Raw genomic sequence first — 16,006 nt, 5'->3', positions numbered from 1 at the left:
AGGGGGATACGGTGTGACCCACGCCTCTCGGGAGGGAGATCCAGATGGATCCCATGGAACCGGCCTACGGCTCCGCGGCGCTGCTGCTGATCGCGGCCGCCGCGATCGCCGTCCTGCTCGTCCTCATCATCGGCGCGCGGATGCACGCGTTCGTCGCGCTCGTCCTCGTCAGCTTCGGCACCGCGATCGCCGCGGGGGTCCCGATGGCCGACGTGGCGGGGGTCGCGGTGGGGGCCTTCGGGTCCACCCTCGGCACCGTCGCCCTGCTGGTCGGCCTGGGCGCCATGATCGGCCGCCTGCTCGAGGTGACGGGCGGCGCGCAGGTGCTGGCCGACACCCTGATCAACCGGTTCGGGGAGAAACGGGCCCCGTTCGCGCTCGGCGTCGCGGCGCTCCTCTTCGGCCTGCCGATCTTCTTCGACGCCGGCCTCGTGGTCTTCCTGCCGATCATCTTCTCCGTGGCGACCCGGTTCGGCGGCTCGGTCCTGCTCTACGCCCTGCCCGCCGCCGGCGCCTTCGCGGCGATGCACGCGATCGTGCCGCCGCACCCGGGGCCGGTCACCGCCGCCACCGAGATCGGCGCGAGCATCGGGCTCACCACGCTGATCGGCGTGCCGGTGGCGGTGCTGGCGTGGTACGTGGGCGTCCACCTCTTCACGATCGCCTACGCCGGCAAGGTGATGGTCCCGATCGACGACAGCGTCCTCACCGGGCACCGCTCCGGCGGTCACGGGGCGGGTCCCGGTGCTGCCGGCGCGGGCGACGACGGTGCCGACGGTGGCGCCGCTGGCGACGGGGCGGGTACGGCGTCGTCGCGCGCGCCGTCGTTCGGCCACGTCCTCGGGATCCTGCTGCTGCCCCTGGTCCTGATCGGCGCCAACACCGTGCTGACCACGCTGCGCACCTCGGGCTCCCTCGACGAGGAGGGCACGCTGGTCGACGCGGTGATCTTCGTGGGGCAGACCCCGGTGGCCCTGCTGATCACGCTGCTGGTCGCCAGCTACACCCTCGGCACCCGGGGCCGCTCGCGCGCCGACCTGGAGACGATCCTCAACGACGCGCTCGGCCCGATCTGCGCGATCATCCTCATCACCGGCGCGGGCGGCATGTTCGGCGGAGTGCTCCGCTACAGCGGCATCGGCAGCGCCCTGTCGGAGTCGCTGGAGGATCTCGGGCTCCCGCTGATCCTGTCGGCGTTCGTGATCGCCACGATCCTGCGCGTCGCCCAGGGCTCGGCGACCGTCGCCCTGACCACGACCGCGGGCCTGATCTCGGCCGCCGTGGTGGCCGAGGACCCGTCCTCGGTGCAGCTGGTCGCCCTCGTCCTGGCGATCGCGGCGGGCGCCACCGTCCTCTCCCACGTCAACGACTCCGGCTTCTGGCTGGTGAGCCGCTTCTTCGGGATGGACGTGAAGACGACGCTGAAGACCTGGACGGTCATGGAGACGACCCTGGGGCTCTCGATCTTCGTGCTGGCCTGCGGCTTGTGGCTGGTCGGATGAGCCCCGGGGACCGCCCCTGGCACCTGGTCTTCATGGGGGTCTCGGGCTCGGGGAAGAGCACCGCCGCCGAGGCGGTGCGCGAGCGGCTCGGCTGGGAGATGGCCGAGGGGGACGACTTCCACCCGCCGGAGAACATCGCGAAGATGCAGTCGGGTCGGCCGCTCACCGACGACGACCGGTGGGGCTGGCTGGGGACGCTCGCCGACTGGACGCGCGAGCGGGACGAACGGGGGGAGCCCACCCTGGTCAGCTGCTCCGCGCTGCGCCGCGCCTACCGCGACGTGCTGCGCGGGGGCGGGGAGCGCACGTTCTTCGTGCACATGGTCGGCGACAAGGGCCTGCTGCTGCAGCGGATGTCCGACCGTGCCCACTTCATGCCGCCCACCCTGCTGGAGTCCCAGCTCGACACGCTCGAGCCGCTGCAGCCCGACGAGGCCGGGATGACGGTCGACGTGGCCCACCCGCCGGAGCGGATCGCGGCGATGGTGCTGGCCCGGCTCGACCTGGCGGGCTGACCGCCGCGCGCGGCTCAGGCTTCGGCGTCGGCGGCGATCGCCTCCTCGGGCTTCTGCGGCAGGAACTTGTCGATGTAGTCCCGCGCGGTCTCGAAGATGTCGACCTCGTGGCCGGCCTGCTCCGAGAGGTACCAGCGGTGCTCGAGGATCTCGTGGAAGACCTCGGCCGGCTCCAGCTTGCCCCGGGCGTGGGCCGGGATCATCGCCACGATCGGCTCGTAGACGGTGGTCAGCCAGCGGTTGGCCACGGCGTCGCGGTCCTCGCGCCCCAGGTCGTGGTGGGCGGTGTAGGCGGCGAGGTCGTTGAGGAGCCGGCGGGCCTGGTTCTCCTCCACGTTCATCCCGGTGAGCGAGGCGAGCTCGCGGGCGTGGTGGCCCAGGTCGACCACCTTGGGCTGGATGCGCACCCGGTCGCCGTCGTAGTCGGTGATGATGTCGAGCTCGTCGACGTCGAAGCCGAGCTCGTTGAGCCGCTCGATCCGCTGCTCGATCCGCCACATCTCGGTGGTGGAGAACTCCTCCTCGCGGGTCAGCTCGGCCCACAGGGCGGCGTACCGTTCGCGCAGCATCGTGATGATCGCGTGCGGCTCCAGGTCGCCGGCGACCGCGCCGCTGGCCTGCAGGTCGAGCAGCTCGGCGAAGACGTTCTCGCAGCCGATGGTGACGTCGTGCTCGCGCATCCTCCGCCCCACGACGTCGTGCAGCTCCCCGGTCTCGGCGTCGACCAGGTAGGCGGAGAACTCGCCCGCGTTGCGCCGGAAGAGCACGTTGGAGAGCGAGACGTCGCCCCAGAAGAAGCCGGCGAGGTGGAGCCGTACCAGCAGCACGACGAGCGCGTCGATGAGCAGCGGCACGTGCGCCGCGGTGGCGCCGTGCTGGAAGAGGCTGCGGTAGGGCAGCGAGAAGCGCAGGTGCTCGGTGACCAGGGCGGCGGGCAGCTCGCCGTCGGCACCGGTGCGCCCGGCGACCACGCCCTGGGGCACGACGGTCGGCAGGTCGAGCCGGCGCAGGTCGCGCAGGGTCCGGTACTCGCGGAAGGCGATCGGCTCCTGGGTCTCCTTGACGGCGTAGGTGCGCTGCCCGAGGCGGACGATCCGCACGACGTGCCGGGACAGGCCTCGGGGGAGGGGGACGACGAACTCGTCGGTCCACTCCTCCAGCGGCAGGTGCCAGGGCAGCCGGACGATGGCAGGGTCCGGCCGGTTGGCCACGATCCGCAGCGCCATGCGAGGCAGCCTAACCCCTCGGCCGGGCGCCGCAGGGCGCCCGCGGGGCCGCGGCAGGGCCGCCGCGGTTCAGGCGAGGGCGTGGACGGTCAGGACCGGCCCGGCGTGGGCGGCGCCGACCGCCGGGTCGACCGCGTCCTCGGTGGTCAGCAGCAGCGTGCCGTCGGGGAGCCCCTCGCGCAGCGCGTCCAGGACCGGGCCGCCGGCCCGGCGGGCGGTGACCAGCAGGGTGCCGTCGGGGTGCTCGCGCAGGTAGGCGACCTCGTCGACGCCGACGTGGGCCCACCGCAGGCCGCCGCGGCGCAGCGCCGGGTGCTCGCGGCGGAGCCCGGCCAGGGCGGCGTACGTCGCCAGCGTGGCGTGGTCCCACGAGTCGCGGCGGTGCCACGGCATCGGGCGGCGGGCGTCCTCGCCCAGCACCCCCTCGAGACCGATCTCGTCGCCGGCGAAGACCATCGGGACGCCGGGCATCGTGAACTGCAGGCCGGCCGCCACCCGGTGCACCTCGGCCGACCCCACGACGGTGCGGATCCGGGCGCTGTCGTGGGAGCCGAGGATGTTCCAGCCGGCCGCGGTGGCGCGCCAGCCGAGCGAGCCCTGCCAGTCGCGCAGCGCCCGGACGAAGGCGTGGCCGTCGCGACGCGGCACCGGCACCGGCCGGCCGAACGCCCGCGCCGGGGAGGCCGGGTCGCGCAGCCACGACCACAGGGGCCAGGAGAAGCCGGAGTAGTTCATCGCCCCGTGCCAGCCGTCGCCGTCCACGTCGCCCGTGGCGTCGTGGTTGTGCTCGCCGATCACCCACGCGTCCGCGCGCTCGGCGGTGGCCGTGCGGCGTACCGCCCGGGCCACGTCGTGGGCGACGTCGACCGCCCCCAGGCGCCCGGTCATGTTGGCCACGTCGATCCGCCAGCCGTCGAGCTCGAAGGGCGGGCGCATCCAGCGGGCCACCACCGAGTCGGGGCCCTCGACCATCCGGGCGCGCAGGGCGGGGCTGGTGTGGTCGACCTTCGGCAGCGTGTGGTGGCCCATCCAGCACTCGTAGCTGCCGTCGTCGCGGAAGTGGTAGTAGTCGCGCTCCGGCGCCTCGGGGTCGCTCACCGCGGTGCGGAACCACTCGTGGGTGTCGCCGGTGTGGTTGGTGGTGAGGTCGCCGACGAGCCGCCACCCGCGGTCGTGCACGGCGCGGCTGAGCCGGGTGTAGGCCTCGTCGCCGCCGAGCAGGGGGTCGACCCGGTCGAAGGTGGAGGCGTTGTAGCGGTGGTTGCTCTCCCCGGGGAAGACCGGGGTGGTGTAGACGATGTCGGCGCCGACCTCGGCCACGTGGTCGAGGTGGTCGGTCAGGCCGTCCAGGTCGCCGCCGAAGAGCTGGAGCGGGGTGCGCGGGTCGTGGCCCTCGAAGACCACCTCGTCGTCCCACCCCGCCGGCACCGCCCACGCCGGGACGGGCCGCCCGTCGGCCGCCGCGGAGCGGGCGAAGCGGTCGGGGAAGACCTGGTAGACGACTCCGTCACGGGCCCAGTCGGGGGCCTCGGGGTGGGCGGCGACCATGAAGTCGGAGGCGTCGGGGACGTCGTGGTCGACCAGGCCGGAGCCCGTCAGCCACTGCTGCTCGTCGCCGCGGGCCAGCAGGAACCGGTAGTGGGTCACCGGGTTGTGCACCGGGAGGGCGCCGTGCCACCAGCGGGCGTCCTCGCCCTCGCCCAGCGGGCGGGCGACCATCAGGTGGTAGACCGGCTCCGCGTCGTACGTCGTGCGCACCCACATCGCCGTCACCGGGTCGGTCGCGGCGGTCCGGACCCGGACCGTGACCAGGTCGCCCAGGCGGGGCGGCGCGTCAGAGCCGCGGCCCGTGTCGAGGTAGACGCTCGATCCGTCGTGGTGCGGCTGGTCGAGGCACGTCATGCGTCCGACCGTATACGGCGCCCGCGTGGCGTAGCCTCACCCGGGTGAGGGTGCTGCCGCCACGGGCGGATGCCGCGGACCGGCGTCCGCTGCTCCGGCACCCCGCCCAGGTCGTGGTGGCCGCCTTCGCCGTGGCGGTCGCGGTCGGCACGGCGCTGCTGGCGCTACCGATCTCCCGGGCCGGGGAGGGCGGCGCGCCCCTCGTCGTCGCGCTCTTCACCGCCACCAGCGCCACGTGCGTCACCGGGCTCGCCGTGGTGGACACCCCGTCGTACTGGTCGGCGTTCGGGGAGGCCGTGATCCTGGGGCTGATCCAGGTCGGCGGGCTCGGCATCATGACGCTCGCCTCGCTGCTCGGACTCGCGATCTTCCGTCGGCTCGGCCTCCGCTCGCGCCTCACGGCCGCCGCCGAGACGAAGGCGTCCGGCCCGGGGGACGTGCGCTCCGTGGTGACCGGGGTGCTGGCCTTCAGCCTGCTCTTCGAGGCGGTCACGGCCGTGCTGCTCACGCTGCGCTTCGCGTGGGGGTACGGCGAGGAGTGGCCGCGGGCGGCGTACCTCGGGGTCTTCCACGCCGTCTCCGCCTTCAACAACGCCGGCTTCGCGCTCTACCGCGACAACCTGATGGGCTTCGTCTCGGACCCATGGATCTGCCTGCCGATCGCGGGCGCGGTGATCGCGGGCGGCCTCGGGTTCCCGGTCTGGCTCGAGCTGCGCCGGCAGACCGGCCCGTGGCGCCTGCTGAGCGTGCACACGCGGATGACCCTGAGCGCGACGCTGGTGCTGCTCGTGCTCGGCACCGTCTTCGTCACCGCCAACGAGTGGCGCAACCCGGGCACGCTGGGCGCGCTGCCGCCGGCCGACCGCCTGCTGGCCGGCTTCTTCCAGGCGGTGATGCCGCGCACGGCGGGCTTCAACAGCCTCGACTACGGCCAGATGCGCGAGGGGACGCTGCTCGGCACCGAGATCCTCATGTTCATCGGCGGCGGCTCGGGGGGCACGGCGGGCGGCATCAAGGTGACCACCTTCGTCCTCCTCCTCTTCGTGATCGTCGCGGAGGTCCGCGGCGAGGCGGACGTCGAGGCGTTCGGCCGCCGGCTCGACCCCCGCGTCGTCCGGCAGGCGCTGACGGTGGCGCTGCTCTCGGTCGGCGCCGTCGTCGTCTCGACGCTGGTGCTGCTCGAGGTCAGCACGATCGACACCGAGGACGCCCTCTTCGAGGTGGTCTCCGCGCTCGCCACGGTGGGGTTGTCGACGGGCATCACCCCCGACCTCCCCAGCCCCGCCCAGCTCGTCCTCACCGCCCTCATGTTCATCGGCCGGCTCGGCCCGATCACGGTTGCCGCCGCCCTGGCGCTGCGTGAGAAGCCGCACCTGCGCCGTCTCCCGGAAGGAAGGCCTCTCATTGGCTAGGCAGACCCACCACGGCGTCGTCGTCATCGGCCTCGGCCGCTTCGGCCGCTCGCTGGCCCTCGAGCTGGTGAAGGAGGGTGTCGAGGTGCTCGGCATCGACTCCGACCCGATGATCGTGCAGTCCCTCGCGGGTCGGCTCACCCACGTGGTGCAGGCCGACTCGACCAACGCCGACGCCCTCCGCGAGCTCTCCGTGGGCGAGTTCGAACGGGCGGTCGTGGGCATCGGGACCGACCTCGAGGCCAGCATCCTGACCGCCTCGATCGTGCTGGACCTCGGCGTCCCGCTCGTGTGGGCCAAGGCGATCAGCCAGTCGCACGGTCGCATCCTCGAGAAGATCGGGGTCGACCACGTCGTGCGCCCCGAGCACGACACCGGCAAGCGGGTGGCCCACCTCGTGACGGGGCGGATGATCGAGTACATCGAGTTCGACGACGGCTACGCCTTCGCCAAGACCCGCCCGCCGACGTGGATGCTCGGTCGCTCGCTCGGCGGCTACGGCGTCCGCGAGGAGTACGGCATCACCGTGGTCGGGGTGAAGCCGCCCGGGGAGGCGTTCACCTATGCCACCGCCCAGACGGTCCTGCGGGAGGGCTGCGAGATCATCGTCTCCGGACCGAAGGGGAAGGTCGAGCGGTTCAGCGCGCTGACGTGACCTCGCTCGTGGACCCGGAGCCGGTGACAGGATTCGAACCCGCGACATCTTCTTTACAAGAGAAGCGCTCTACCAACTGAGCTACACCGGCGCGCGGCGGCCCACATCGGCCGGCGCCCGCACATCGTAGTCAGCGAGCCGGCGGTGTCGGCGAGGCCGTCTGGTTTCCTCCCATGCTCTTCACGTGCCGTGGTTGTGGTTTGCAGGCGGAGGGTCGGCCGAACAGAGTCTTCTGCAGCAATCGGTGCCAGCGGGCGGTTGAGCGTCGCGAACGTGTCGCCGGGTGGCTCGAGACCGGCGACGCCCCACACGCTGGAACGGCCAAGGGGCACGACATCAGACGTCACATCGGCGAGGAGCAGCAAGGACTGTGTGCCCTCTGCGCTCGTCCAGGGGTGTGGAACGGTCGCCCTCTGGTGCTGGTTCTTGACCACATCGACGGCGACTCCGAAAACAACCGTCTTGAGAACCTACGTCTGGTCTGTCCCCACTGCGACAGCCAGCTCGACACCTTCAAGGCACGCAACCCAGGTCGCGGACGCCATGTCGTCCCGGGAGCGCTACACGCGCGGCGAGTCGTACTGAGGCGCGAGCAAGTGCGGGTCACAGACGTCGGCCGTTGAGTCAGCTCTCGGACTCATCGCCGGACGATTGACCAACCGGTCATCGGACCTGGCGCACCTCGAACTGCATCCGCGGGTGGGCGTAGATCTCCTGGGACTGCACCAGCCGCAGCTCGCGCTCGCCGGAGTCGAGGGTGTTCTGCAGGAGGTCGAAGACGCTGGAGGTGGTGGCGGCGAGCGCCTCGGCGGCCGAGCCCGTCTCGTGCAGGTGGGCGGTGAAGAGCGCCGCGGTGACGTCGCCCGAGCCGTTGGCCTTGAACGGCAGGTGCGGGGTCTGCACGATCCAGGCTCCCTCACGGGTCACGGCGAGCATCTCGATCGTCCCCTCGGGTCGGTCGGGGCGCTCGACGCTGGTGACGAGGACGGTGCTCGGACCCATCGCCATCGCGGCGTCGGCGGAGGCCAGCGTCGACTCCAGGGTGTCGGGCTCGGTGTGGGTGAGGAAACCCAGCTCGAACTGGTTGGGCGTGATGATGTCGGCCACCGGCACGACCCGCTCCCGGATGATCGGGGGGATGTCGGGGTGGACGAAGCAGCCCGACTTCGCGTTGCCCATCACCGGGTCGCAGGTGTAGGTGGCGGCCGGGTTGGCGGCCTTGACCCGCGTGACCGCCGAGACGATCACGTCGGCGATCCCCGCCCCGCCCTGGTAGCCCGACAGGACGGCGTCGACCTGGCCGAGCACGCCGCGGTCCTCGATGCCGGTGATCACGGCGTCGACGTCGGCCGGTGCGATCAGCGGACCGCCCCAGGCGCCGTACCCGGTGTGGTTGGAGAAGTTGACCGTGTGGACGGGCCACACCTCGTGACCCCGGCGCTGGAGCGGGAAGACGGCGGCTGAGTTGCCGACGTGTCCGTAGGCGACGTGGGACTGGACGGAGAGGATCTTCACCCGGCCAGTCTTGCACCCACGGTGGGGCGGTGAGTCCTCACGTCTCCACCGGGGAGGTGGGTCAGGCGACCTGGAGCGAGCGCTTGGAGAGGCCCATCCAGAAGCCGTCGACCCGCTGGTCGCCGGGGGCGTCGGCCTGGGTGGCTGCGCCGAGGGTGACGAAGAGGGGGGTGTAGTGCTCGACGGTGGGGTGCGCGTAGGGCATCCCCGGCGCGTTCGAGCGGTACGACGCGAGCTCGTCGACGTCGCCCCGCGCGAGGGCCTCGGCGGCCCAGGCGTCGAACTCCTTCGACCACCCTGGGGCGGCGGCCTCGATCCGGAACTCCTTGAGGAACGGCAGCCCGTGGGTGAGGAAGCCGGACCCGATGATCAGCACGCCCTCGTCCCGGAGCGGGCGCAGGCGGGCGCCGAGCTGCATGAGGGTGCCGGGGTCGGAGGTCGGGAGCGACATCTGCACGACGGGGATGTCCGCCTCGGGGTACATGATCTTCAGCGGCACCCAGGCGCCGTGGTCGAGACCCCGGGAGACGTGCTGGTGCACCGGCTGGGTGTCGGGCATCATCGCGGCGATCCGGGCGGCGAGCGCGGTGGAGTCGGGGGTGTCGTAGCGCATGTTGTAGTACTTCGGCGCGAAGCCGCCGAAGTCGTAGACCAGCTCGGCGCCGCTCGCCGTGAGGCTCACGGGCGCGGACTCCCAGTGGGCGCTGACGATCAGGATCGCCTTCGGCCGGGGCAGGTCGCGGGACCAGGCCGCCAGCTCGCCGGACCAGACGGGGTCGTCGAGGAGCGGCGGGGCTCCGTGGCCGATGTAGAGGGCAGGCATCCGGTTCATGCCCACCATAATAGTTCAACGTTCAACTTTATTCCAGGGGTCTGGGGAGAGCAGGGCGGAGGGTCAGGCGCGCGGGGCGTCCGGCAGCCGCCAGTCCAGTCTCGTCCCGCCCTGCTCCTCGAGCAACCGGTCGACCCGGCTGAACGGGCGAGACCCGAAGAACCCCCGCGAGGCGGAGAGCGGGGAGGGGTGGACCGACTCCACCCACGGGATGCCGCCCAGCAGCGGCTTGAGCGACTGCGCGTCCCGGCCCCAGAGGATCGCCGCGCAGGGACCGCCCCGCTCCGCGAGGACCCGGATCGCGTGCTCGGTCACCGCCTCCCAGCCCTTGCCCCGGTGGGATCCGGAGTCGCCCGGCCGCACGGTGAGCACCCGGTTGAGCAGCATCACCCCCTGGTCGGCCCACGAGGTGAGGTCGCCGTGCGGGACGGGCGGGTGGCCGAGGTCGTCGTGGAGCTCGCGGTAGATGTTGGCCAGGCTGCGGGGGACCGGCCGGACGTGGGGCGCCACCGCGAAGCTGAGCCCGATCGGGTGACCCGGGGTCGGGTAGGGGTCCTGCCCCACGACGAGCACGCGGACGTCGGCCAGCGGCCGCTGGAAGGCCCGGAAGACCGCCTCCCCCGCGGGCAGGTAGGGGCGGCCCGCCCCGACCTCCTCGCGCAGGAACTGCCCCAGGGCGGTGACCTGCTCCTCGACCGGGGCCATCGCCTCCGCCCAGTCAGGGGCCATGAGCCCTCGCTCGACGAGTGCGGCGAGACCCCGCTCCGTGGCTGCTCCCATGGCCGCTGAACCTAGCGGGGCTCCCGCACCGGCCGCGCGAGCCGGTCGAGGAAGGCCACCAGGAGCGCCTCCCGCATCGCCGGCGCGGCGACGTCGAGCAGGGCGTTGACCTCGGCCATCCGCTCCGGCAGCGCGAGGCCGCCGGAGACACCCTCGGCCGCGGGTCCGACCAGGCCGGAGGCGGCGAGCAGCCCGTCGAAGTCTGCGTCGGTCAGCGCCGCGGGGTCGAGTGCCTCCACGAAGGCGACCACGTCGGGGTCGACGCGCACGGGTCCCGCCGCGACGGCGGCGGCCACGGAGCTGGTCAGCGCCTCCAGCAGCTCGTCGACCAGCGGCAGCGTCGCGGCGCTGACCGACAGGTGCAGGGTCGGCGCGTTCCCGCCCCACGACATCTGCGGCTGGACGTACCAGCCGCGGGCGACCAGCTCGTCGGTGAGCGTGAAGACGTCGCAGCTCTCGTCGGTGGCCAGCGCGAGCAGGGTCGAGTCGGGTGCGACCACGAGCCGTAGCTGCGGGATCGCCCCGACGCCGGCGACGACCCGGTCGACCGCCTCGAGCGCGTCGGCGGCGAGGCGGAGGTACCCCTGGTCGCCAAGGGCGGTCACCACCGCCCACGTCCCGGCGAGCGGCCCGCCCGACTTCGTGGACTGCAGCGTCGAGTTGAGCATCGTGTAGCCGGGCCACGCCGCCGACGCGAAGAGCTGGGGGCGGCGCAGCGCGCTGCTCCGGTGCAGCAGCACCGAGGTCCCCTTGGGGGCGTAGGCGTACTTGTGGGTGTCGACCGAGATCGAGGTGACCCCCTCGACCGCGAAGGTCCACGGCGTCACCGGCCGCCCCAGCCGGGCGGCGTACGGCAGCACCCACCCGCCGATGCAGGCGTCGACGTGGCAGCGGACGCCGCGCGCCGCGGCGGCGGCGGCGATCGCGGGCACGGGGTCGACCACCCCGTGGGCGTAGGAGGGGGCGGAGGCCACGACGAGGACGGTCGTGTCGTCGATCGCGTCGGCGACGGCCGCGGGGTCGGGCCGGAAGTCGGCGCCGACCGGGACCGTGACGGGGCGGACGCCGAAGTAGTGGGCCGCCTTGTGGAACGCCGCGTGCGCCGTCTCGGGGAGCACCATCGAGGGCCGCGCCACGTCGGGACGGGAGTCGCGGGCGCCCTGGACCGCGAGCAGCACCGACTCGGTGCCGCCGGAGGTGACGGTCCCGACCGCGCCCTGGGGGGCGTCGAGCAGGTCCGCGGCGAAGCCGACCAGCTCGTTCTCCATCTGCAGGAGGCTGGGGAAGGCGGTCGGGTCGAGGCCGTTGGAGCCGGCGTACGCCGCCACCGCCTCGCGCCCGAGCCGGTCGACCTCGGCCAGGCCGGAGTCGTAGACGTAGGCCAGCGTGCGCCCGCCGTGGACGGGCAGGTCGGCCTCCTGCCGCTCGCGGAGGAGGGCGAGGACGTCGGGGGTCTCAGGCACGGCTCTCCTCGAGGTCGGGGTCGGAGTCGGGCCCGGGGCCGGGGCCGGGCTCCAGGTCGGCGGCGGTGAGTCGGTAGGCCCGCAGCCACCACAGGCTCAGCAGCACGAGGGCGGCCGGGAGCAGGCTGAAGCCGAGGGTGATGGCCGTCAGGGCCGAGTCGGGCTGGACGGCGGAGCCGTCGGTGGAGGACCGGTAGTCGCCGAGCGCCAGCACGAGGGCGAAGACGCCGGGCCCCAGCGCCAGCCCCAGGGTCTCGCCGGCCGTCCAGACACCGGTGTAGACGCCGACCCGGTTCTCGCCGGTGCGTCGGGTGTCGACCGCCGCGGCGTCGGGCATCATCGCCATCGGGAAGACCTGGCAGCCCGCGTAGCCGACCCCCACCAGCGCGGTCGCCGCGTAGACGACCCCGGCGGGGGCGACCTGCGCCGTCGCGGCCAGCGCGGCGCCCGTGGCCAGCACCAGCGACGAGGCGACGTACCCCTGCTTCTTGCCGACCCGCGCCCCCACCCGCGCCCAGACGGGGGTGAGCACCAGCGCGGGCCCGACGAAGCAGACGAAGAGCAGCGTGGCGGCGCCGGCGTTGCCGAGCACCTCGCCGGCGAGGTAGTCGACACCGGCGAGCATGCTGCCGGTCGCGAGGGCCTGGACGACGAAGGTGGTGAGCAGCAGCCGGAAGTCGCGGGCCCGGGCGACCACGCGGAGCTGGTCGCGGAACGTCCCGGAACCCGCCGCCACGGCTCCGACCGGCGCGCGCCGGGTGCCGACGTAGGAGCAGACCACCCCGACCGCGATCACCAGCGCCATCACCACGCCCATCACGCGGTAGCCGTCGCGGCCGCCCACCCCGTCGCGGATCAGCGGCGCGGTCGCGCCCGCGAGCATGATCGTGAGCGCCAGGATGGCCACCCGCCACGTCATCAACCGGGTGCGCTCGTCGTAGGAGCCGGTGATCTCGGCGGGCATGGAGACGTAGGGGACCTGGAAGAACGCGTACGCCGTCGCGGCGGCCAGGAAGAAGACCAGCACCCACGCGGCCTCGGCCACCCGGGAGCCCATCTCGGGGGCGGCGAAGATGAGGGCGAAGCAGGCCGCCAGCGCGAGGCCGGCCCGCAGCAGCCACGGCCGCCGCGGCCCGCGCGGGTCGGTGGTGCGGTCGCTGACCCGGCCGGCCACCGGGTTGAGCAGCACGTCCCAGGCCTTGGGCAGGAAGACGATCAGCCCCGCCCACAGCGCGGCGATGCCCAGGCTGTCGGTGAGGAACGGCAGGAGCATGAGGCCCGGGACCGTGCCGAACGCCCCGGTCGCCACCGACCCGGAGCCGTAGCCGACCCTGACCCCGGTGGGCAGGGGCGCGGAACCGCTCGGGGGCGTCGTCATGGCGGCACCCTAGTGGTGACCGGCGACACACCCCCCGGACCGTGGGCTCAGCGCGACAGCGAGCGCGAGGCCGCGGAGCGGTGCCGGCGACGGGGGCTGGCGCCGATGGTCGGGGGAGCGGCCTCGCCGCCCGACCACTGGTCGAGCCACTCGTCGAGCACCCGCCACGTCGTGCCCCGGGCCCGGCGCCCGGCGAGCATGCCCAGGTGGCCGCCGGGGACCATCTCGAAGCGCACCTCGGGGGAGCCGCCGAGCAGCGGCACGCCGGCGCGGACCGAGGCCACGGGGGCGATGCCGTCGGTCATGCCGGCGAAGAGCAGCACCGGCGCGGTGACCCGGGCCAGCTCCACGACCCGGCCGCCGACCTCCATGGTCCCGCCGACGAGCCCGTTGGCCCGGATGAACCGGTGGTAGAGCTGGCCGAAGGTCCGGCCCGGGTAGGCGGTCATGTTGCGGGTGAACCGGTCGACCGCCTCGAGCTGGGCGAGGTAGTCCCGGTCGTCGAGGTTGACCGCCATCGCCAGCGGCCGCGTGACGAGCTTCTGCACGCTGGTCAGCTGGAACGCCCAGCGCACCAGCGGCTGCGGGGCGCCGCCGAAGGCCTGGTAGAGGCGGTTGACCGGCCCGCCGCCTTCGGTGAGGTTGAGCAGGGGGCGCACCGGCGCCACGATCGGCACCTTGCGCACGTCGAAGGGGGTCCCGAGCACGGTGAGGGAGGCGATCGGGAGGTCGGGACGGTCGGCGGCGGCCAGCAGCGAGAAGATCCCGCCGAGGCTCCAGCCGACCACGTGGACGGGCCGACCGCCCGCGTCCTGCGAGACCGCCGCGAGCGCCGCGGGCAGCACCTCGGAGACCCAGTGCTCGAGGCCCAGCGCCCGGTCGCGGAAGGCGACGGAGCCGTACTCGACGAGGTACGTCGGCCGGCCGCCGTCGACCAGGTGCTCGACGAGCGAGCAGCCGCGGCGCAGGTCGTAGCAGAGCGCGGGCGCCGCGAGCGGGGTGACCAGCAGGACCGGGTCGCCCTCCTCCGCCCCGTGGGGGCGGGCGCGGTACCGGTACACCTCGCGCAGCTCCCCCTCGTCGATCAACGTCCGGGGCATCGGCCGCAGGTCGGCCAGGCCGCCGTACAGCGCCATGTGCGCGACGTTGCCGGCCGCGGAGACCACCTGACCGGGCTTCGGCACGAGATCCATGCGGTCGAATCTAGCCGCGTCCTCGACAAGGCTTGGGCGACCGGGCTAGACACGGACCATGGGATGGAAGAGCGCGACCGGCATGGCGGCCACGGCGCTGGGCGGGGTCGTGGCCTACGACCTGACCCAGAGGAAGCACGCGATCCTGCGCAACTTCCCGGTGATCGGCCACTTCCGCTACTGGGCGGAGACGGTCGGCCCGGAGCTGCGTCAGTACATCGTCACCAGCAACGACGAGGAGCGCCCCTTCAGCCGGGACCAGCGGCGCTGGATCTACGCCAGCTCCAAGCTGGAGAACAACTACTTCGGCTTCGGCACCGACAACGACGTCGAGCGGGTGCCCGGCTACCCGATCATCAAGCACCGCACCTTCATGGGCGAGGGGGCCGCCACCGCCCCGCACGGCGACGAGGGGGTGCCGATCCCGTCGGCGAAGGTGATGGGCGGGCCGCGGGGCCGGCGGCTGGCCTTCCGCCCCCGCTCGGTGGTCAACATCTCGGGCATGAGCTTCGGCTCGCTCTCGGGTGCCGCGATCGAGGCGCTCAACCGGGGCGCCGCTCGGGCCGGGTGCCTGCAGAACACCGGCGAGGGCGCCCTGTCGCCGCACCACCGCCACGGCGGGGAGATCGTCTTCCAGATCGGCACCGCCTACTTCGGCTGCCGCGACGAGCACGGCCGGTTCGACCTGGGGCGGCTCAAGGACCTCGTCCAGTCCGCGCCCGTCCGCGCGCTGGAGATCAAGCTCTCGCAGGGGGCGAAGCCGGGGCTCGGCGGCATGCTGCCGGGGGAGAAGGTCAGCCCCGAGATCGCCGAGATCCGCGGGATCCCGGTCGGCAAGGACTGCGCCTCGCCGAGCCGGCACTCGGTCTTCGGCGACGTCGACTCCATGCTCGACTTCGTCGAGATGCTCGCCGACGAGACCGGGCTGCCGGTCGGGATCAAGTCGGCGGTCGGCAACCTCGAGTTCTGGGACCAGCTGGTCGAGCAGATGGCGGGGCGCACCCGCGGCGTCGACTTCGTCAACGTCGACGGCGGCGAGGGCGGCACGGGCGCGGCGCCGATGATCTTCGCCGACTCCGTGGCCTACCCGTTCCGGATCGCCTTCAGCGAGGTCTACCGCCGGTTCGCCGGGGCCGGCCTGGCCGACGACGTCACCTTCATCGGGGCGGGCAAGCTGGGCCTGGCCGAGAACGCCCTGGTCGCCTTCGCCCTCGGCGCCGACATGGTCAACGTCGGGCGCGAGGCGATGATGGCGATCGGCTGCATCCAGGCGCAGAAGTGCCACACCGACCACTGCCCGGTGGGGGTGGCCACCCAGAACCCGCGCTACACCCGCGGGCTCGACGTGGGGCTGAAGCAGGAGCGGGCGGCCAACTACGTCGTGTCGCTGCGCCGCGACCTGCTCAAGGTCGCGGAGGCGGTCGGGGTGCCCCACCCCGCCTTCCTCACCCCCGACGACATCGACATCCTCGACGGGCAGCGCAGCGCGGTCCCGCTGCGCGAGCTCTACGGCTACGAGGCCGGCTGGGCGCACCTCCCCCCGGAGCTCGCCGGCCCGCTGCTGGAGGAGATGCACGCCCGGGTCAACGGCGACACCGCCTGACCCGGCGGGCGGGTGCGGGGGCGGGGACCC

The 16,006-nt window shown here is 73.2% G+C and carries 13 protein-coding genes and 1 tRNA gene; 5 read left to right on the top strand and 9 right to left on the bottom strand.

The window, feature by feature from the left end; all coding sequences use genetic code 11:
* Positions 1–44: 44 nt before the first annotated feature.
* Entirely contained in the window at positions 45–1,502 is a 1,458-nt protein-coding gene (locus DNK53_RS14605; RefSeq protein WP_110183022.1) for a GntP family permease, read from the top strand.
* Positions 1,499–2,017, top strand: a complete 519-nt coding sequence (locus DNK53_RS14600) for a gluconokinase (RefSeq protein ID WP_110183021.1) — start codon at positions 1,499–1,501, stop codon at positions 2,015–2,017. The genes DNK53_RS14605 and DNK53_RS14600 overlap by 4 nt, the downstream gene beginning before the upstream one ends.
* Before the next feature lie 14 nt (positions 2,018–2,031).
* Here the strand turns inward: DNK53_RS14600 and DNK53_RS14595 are convergent, their stop codons facing one another.
* Positions 2,032–3,243 carry a DUF4032 domain-containing protein gene (locus tag DNK53_RS14595; RefSeq protein ID WP_110183020.1) on the bottom strand — a complete coding sequence of 404 codons (1,212 nt, stop codon included), beginning with the start codon at positions 3,241–3,243 and terminating at the stop codon, positions 2,032–2,034.
* 69 nt (positions 3,244–3,312) lie between these two features.
* Complete coding sequence (locus tag DNK53_RS14590) at positions 3,313–5,145, bottom strand: glycoside hydrolase family 13 protein (protein ID WP_110183019.1); 1,833 nt, start codon at positions 5,143–5,145, stop codon at positions 3,313–3,315.
* 44 nt (positions 5,146–5,189) lie between these two features.
* On the opposite strand from DNK53_RS14590, the gene DNK53_RS14585 reads away from it, so the two are divergent.
* A complete protein-coding gene (locus DNK53_RS14585; protein WP_239456547.1) occupies positions 5,190–6,557 on the top strand; it encodes a TrkH family potassium uptake protein in 1,368 nt (455 codons plus the stop codon).
* Positions 6,550–7,212 carry a potassium channel family protein gene (locus DNK53_RS14580; RefSeq protein ID WP_110183018.1) on the top strand — a complete coding sequence of 221 codons (663 nt, stop codon included), beginning with the start codon at positions 6,550–6,552 and terminating at the stop codon, positions 7,210–7,212. Before DNK53_RS14585 ends, DNK53_RS14580 begins: the two co-directional genes overlap by 8 nt.
* An 18-nt stretch (positions 7,213–7,230) precedes the next feature.
* Here the strand turns inward: DNK53_RS14580 and DNK53_RS14575 are convergent.
* From DNK53_RS14575 to DNK53_RS14540, 7 genes are all read right to left on the bottom strand, one after another.
* Positions 7,231–7,303 (bottom strand) — tRNA-Thr (locus DNK53_RS14575).
* Between the two features lie 572 nt (positions 7,304–7,875).
* On the bottom strand, positions 7,876–8,727 hold the full coding sequence (gene pdxY / locus DNK53_RS14565; protein ID WP_110183017.1) for a pyridoxal kinase PdxY: 852 nt from the start codon (positions 8,725–8,727) through the stop codon (positions 7,876–7,878).
* Positions 8,728–8,788: 61 nt separating this feature from the next.
* The gene (locus DNK53_RS14560) at positions 8,789–9,559 is read right to left on the bottom strand and encodes a dioxygenase family protein (RefSeq protein ID WP_110183016.1); all 771 of its coding nucleotides are present in this window, start codon (positions 9,557–9,559) and stop codon (positions 8,789–8,791) included.
* A gap of 63 nt (positions 9,560–9,622) precedes the next feature.
* On the bottom strand, positions 9,623–10,339 hold the full coding sequence (locus tag DNK53_RS14555; RefSeq protein WP_239456546.1) for a uracil-DNA glycosylase: 717 nt from the start codon (positions 10,337–10,339) through the stop codon (positions 9,623–9,625).
* 11 nt (positions 10,340–10,350) lie between these two features.
* Positions 10,351–11,802: a pyridoxal phosphate-dependent decarboxylase family protein gene (locus DNK53_RS14550; protein ID WP_110183014.1), complete on the bottom strand. Its 1,452-nt coding sequence runs from the start codon at positions 11,800–11,802 to the stop codon at positions 10,351–10,353.
* Positions 11,795–13,180, bottom strand: coding sequence for an MFS transporter (locus tag DNK53_RS14545; protein ID WP_110183013.1), 1,386 nt, complete (start codon positions 13,178–13,180; stop codon positions 11,795–11,797). The genes DNK53_RS14550 and DNK53_RS14545 overlap by 8 nt, the downstream gene beginning before the upstream one ends.
* A gap of 47 nt (positions 13,181–13,227) precedes the next feature.
* Positions 13,228–14,373: an alpha/beta hydrolase gene (locus DNK53_RS14540; protein WP_204163930.1), complete on the bottom strand. Its 1,146-nt coding sequence runs from the start codon at positions 14,371–14,373 to the stop codon at positions 13,228–13,230.
* 58 nt (positions 14,374–14,431) lie between these two features.
* Between DNK53_RS14540 and DNK53_RS14535 the strand changes: the two genes are divergently transcribed.
* The gene (locus DNK53_RS14535; RefSeq protein WP_110183012.1) at positions 14,432–15,976 is read left to right on the top strand and encodes an FMN-binding glutamate synthase family protein; all 1,545 of its coding nucleotides are present in this window, start codon (positions 14,432–14,434) and stop codon (positions 15,974–15,976) included.
* The last annotated feature ends 30 nt before the right edge of the window (positions 15,977–16,006 follow it).

It is taken from the genome of Nocardioides solisilvae (assembly GCF_003194625.1).
Lineage (GTDB): Bacteria > Actinomycetota > Actinomycetes > Propionibacteriales > Nocardioidaceae > Nocardioides > Nocardioides solisilvae.
Note: the sequence above shows the minus strand (reverse complement) of the source record. Positions and strands in the feature narration are given on the sequence as shown.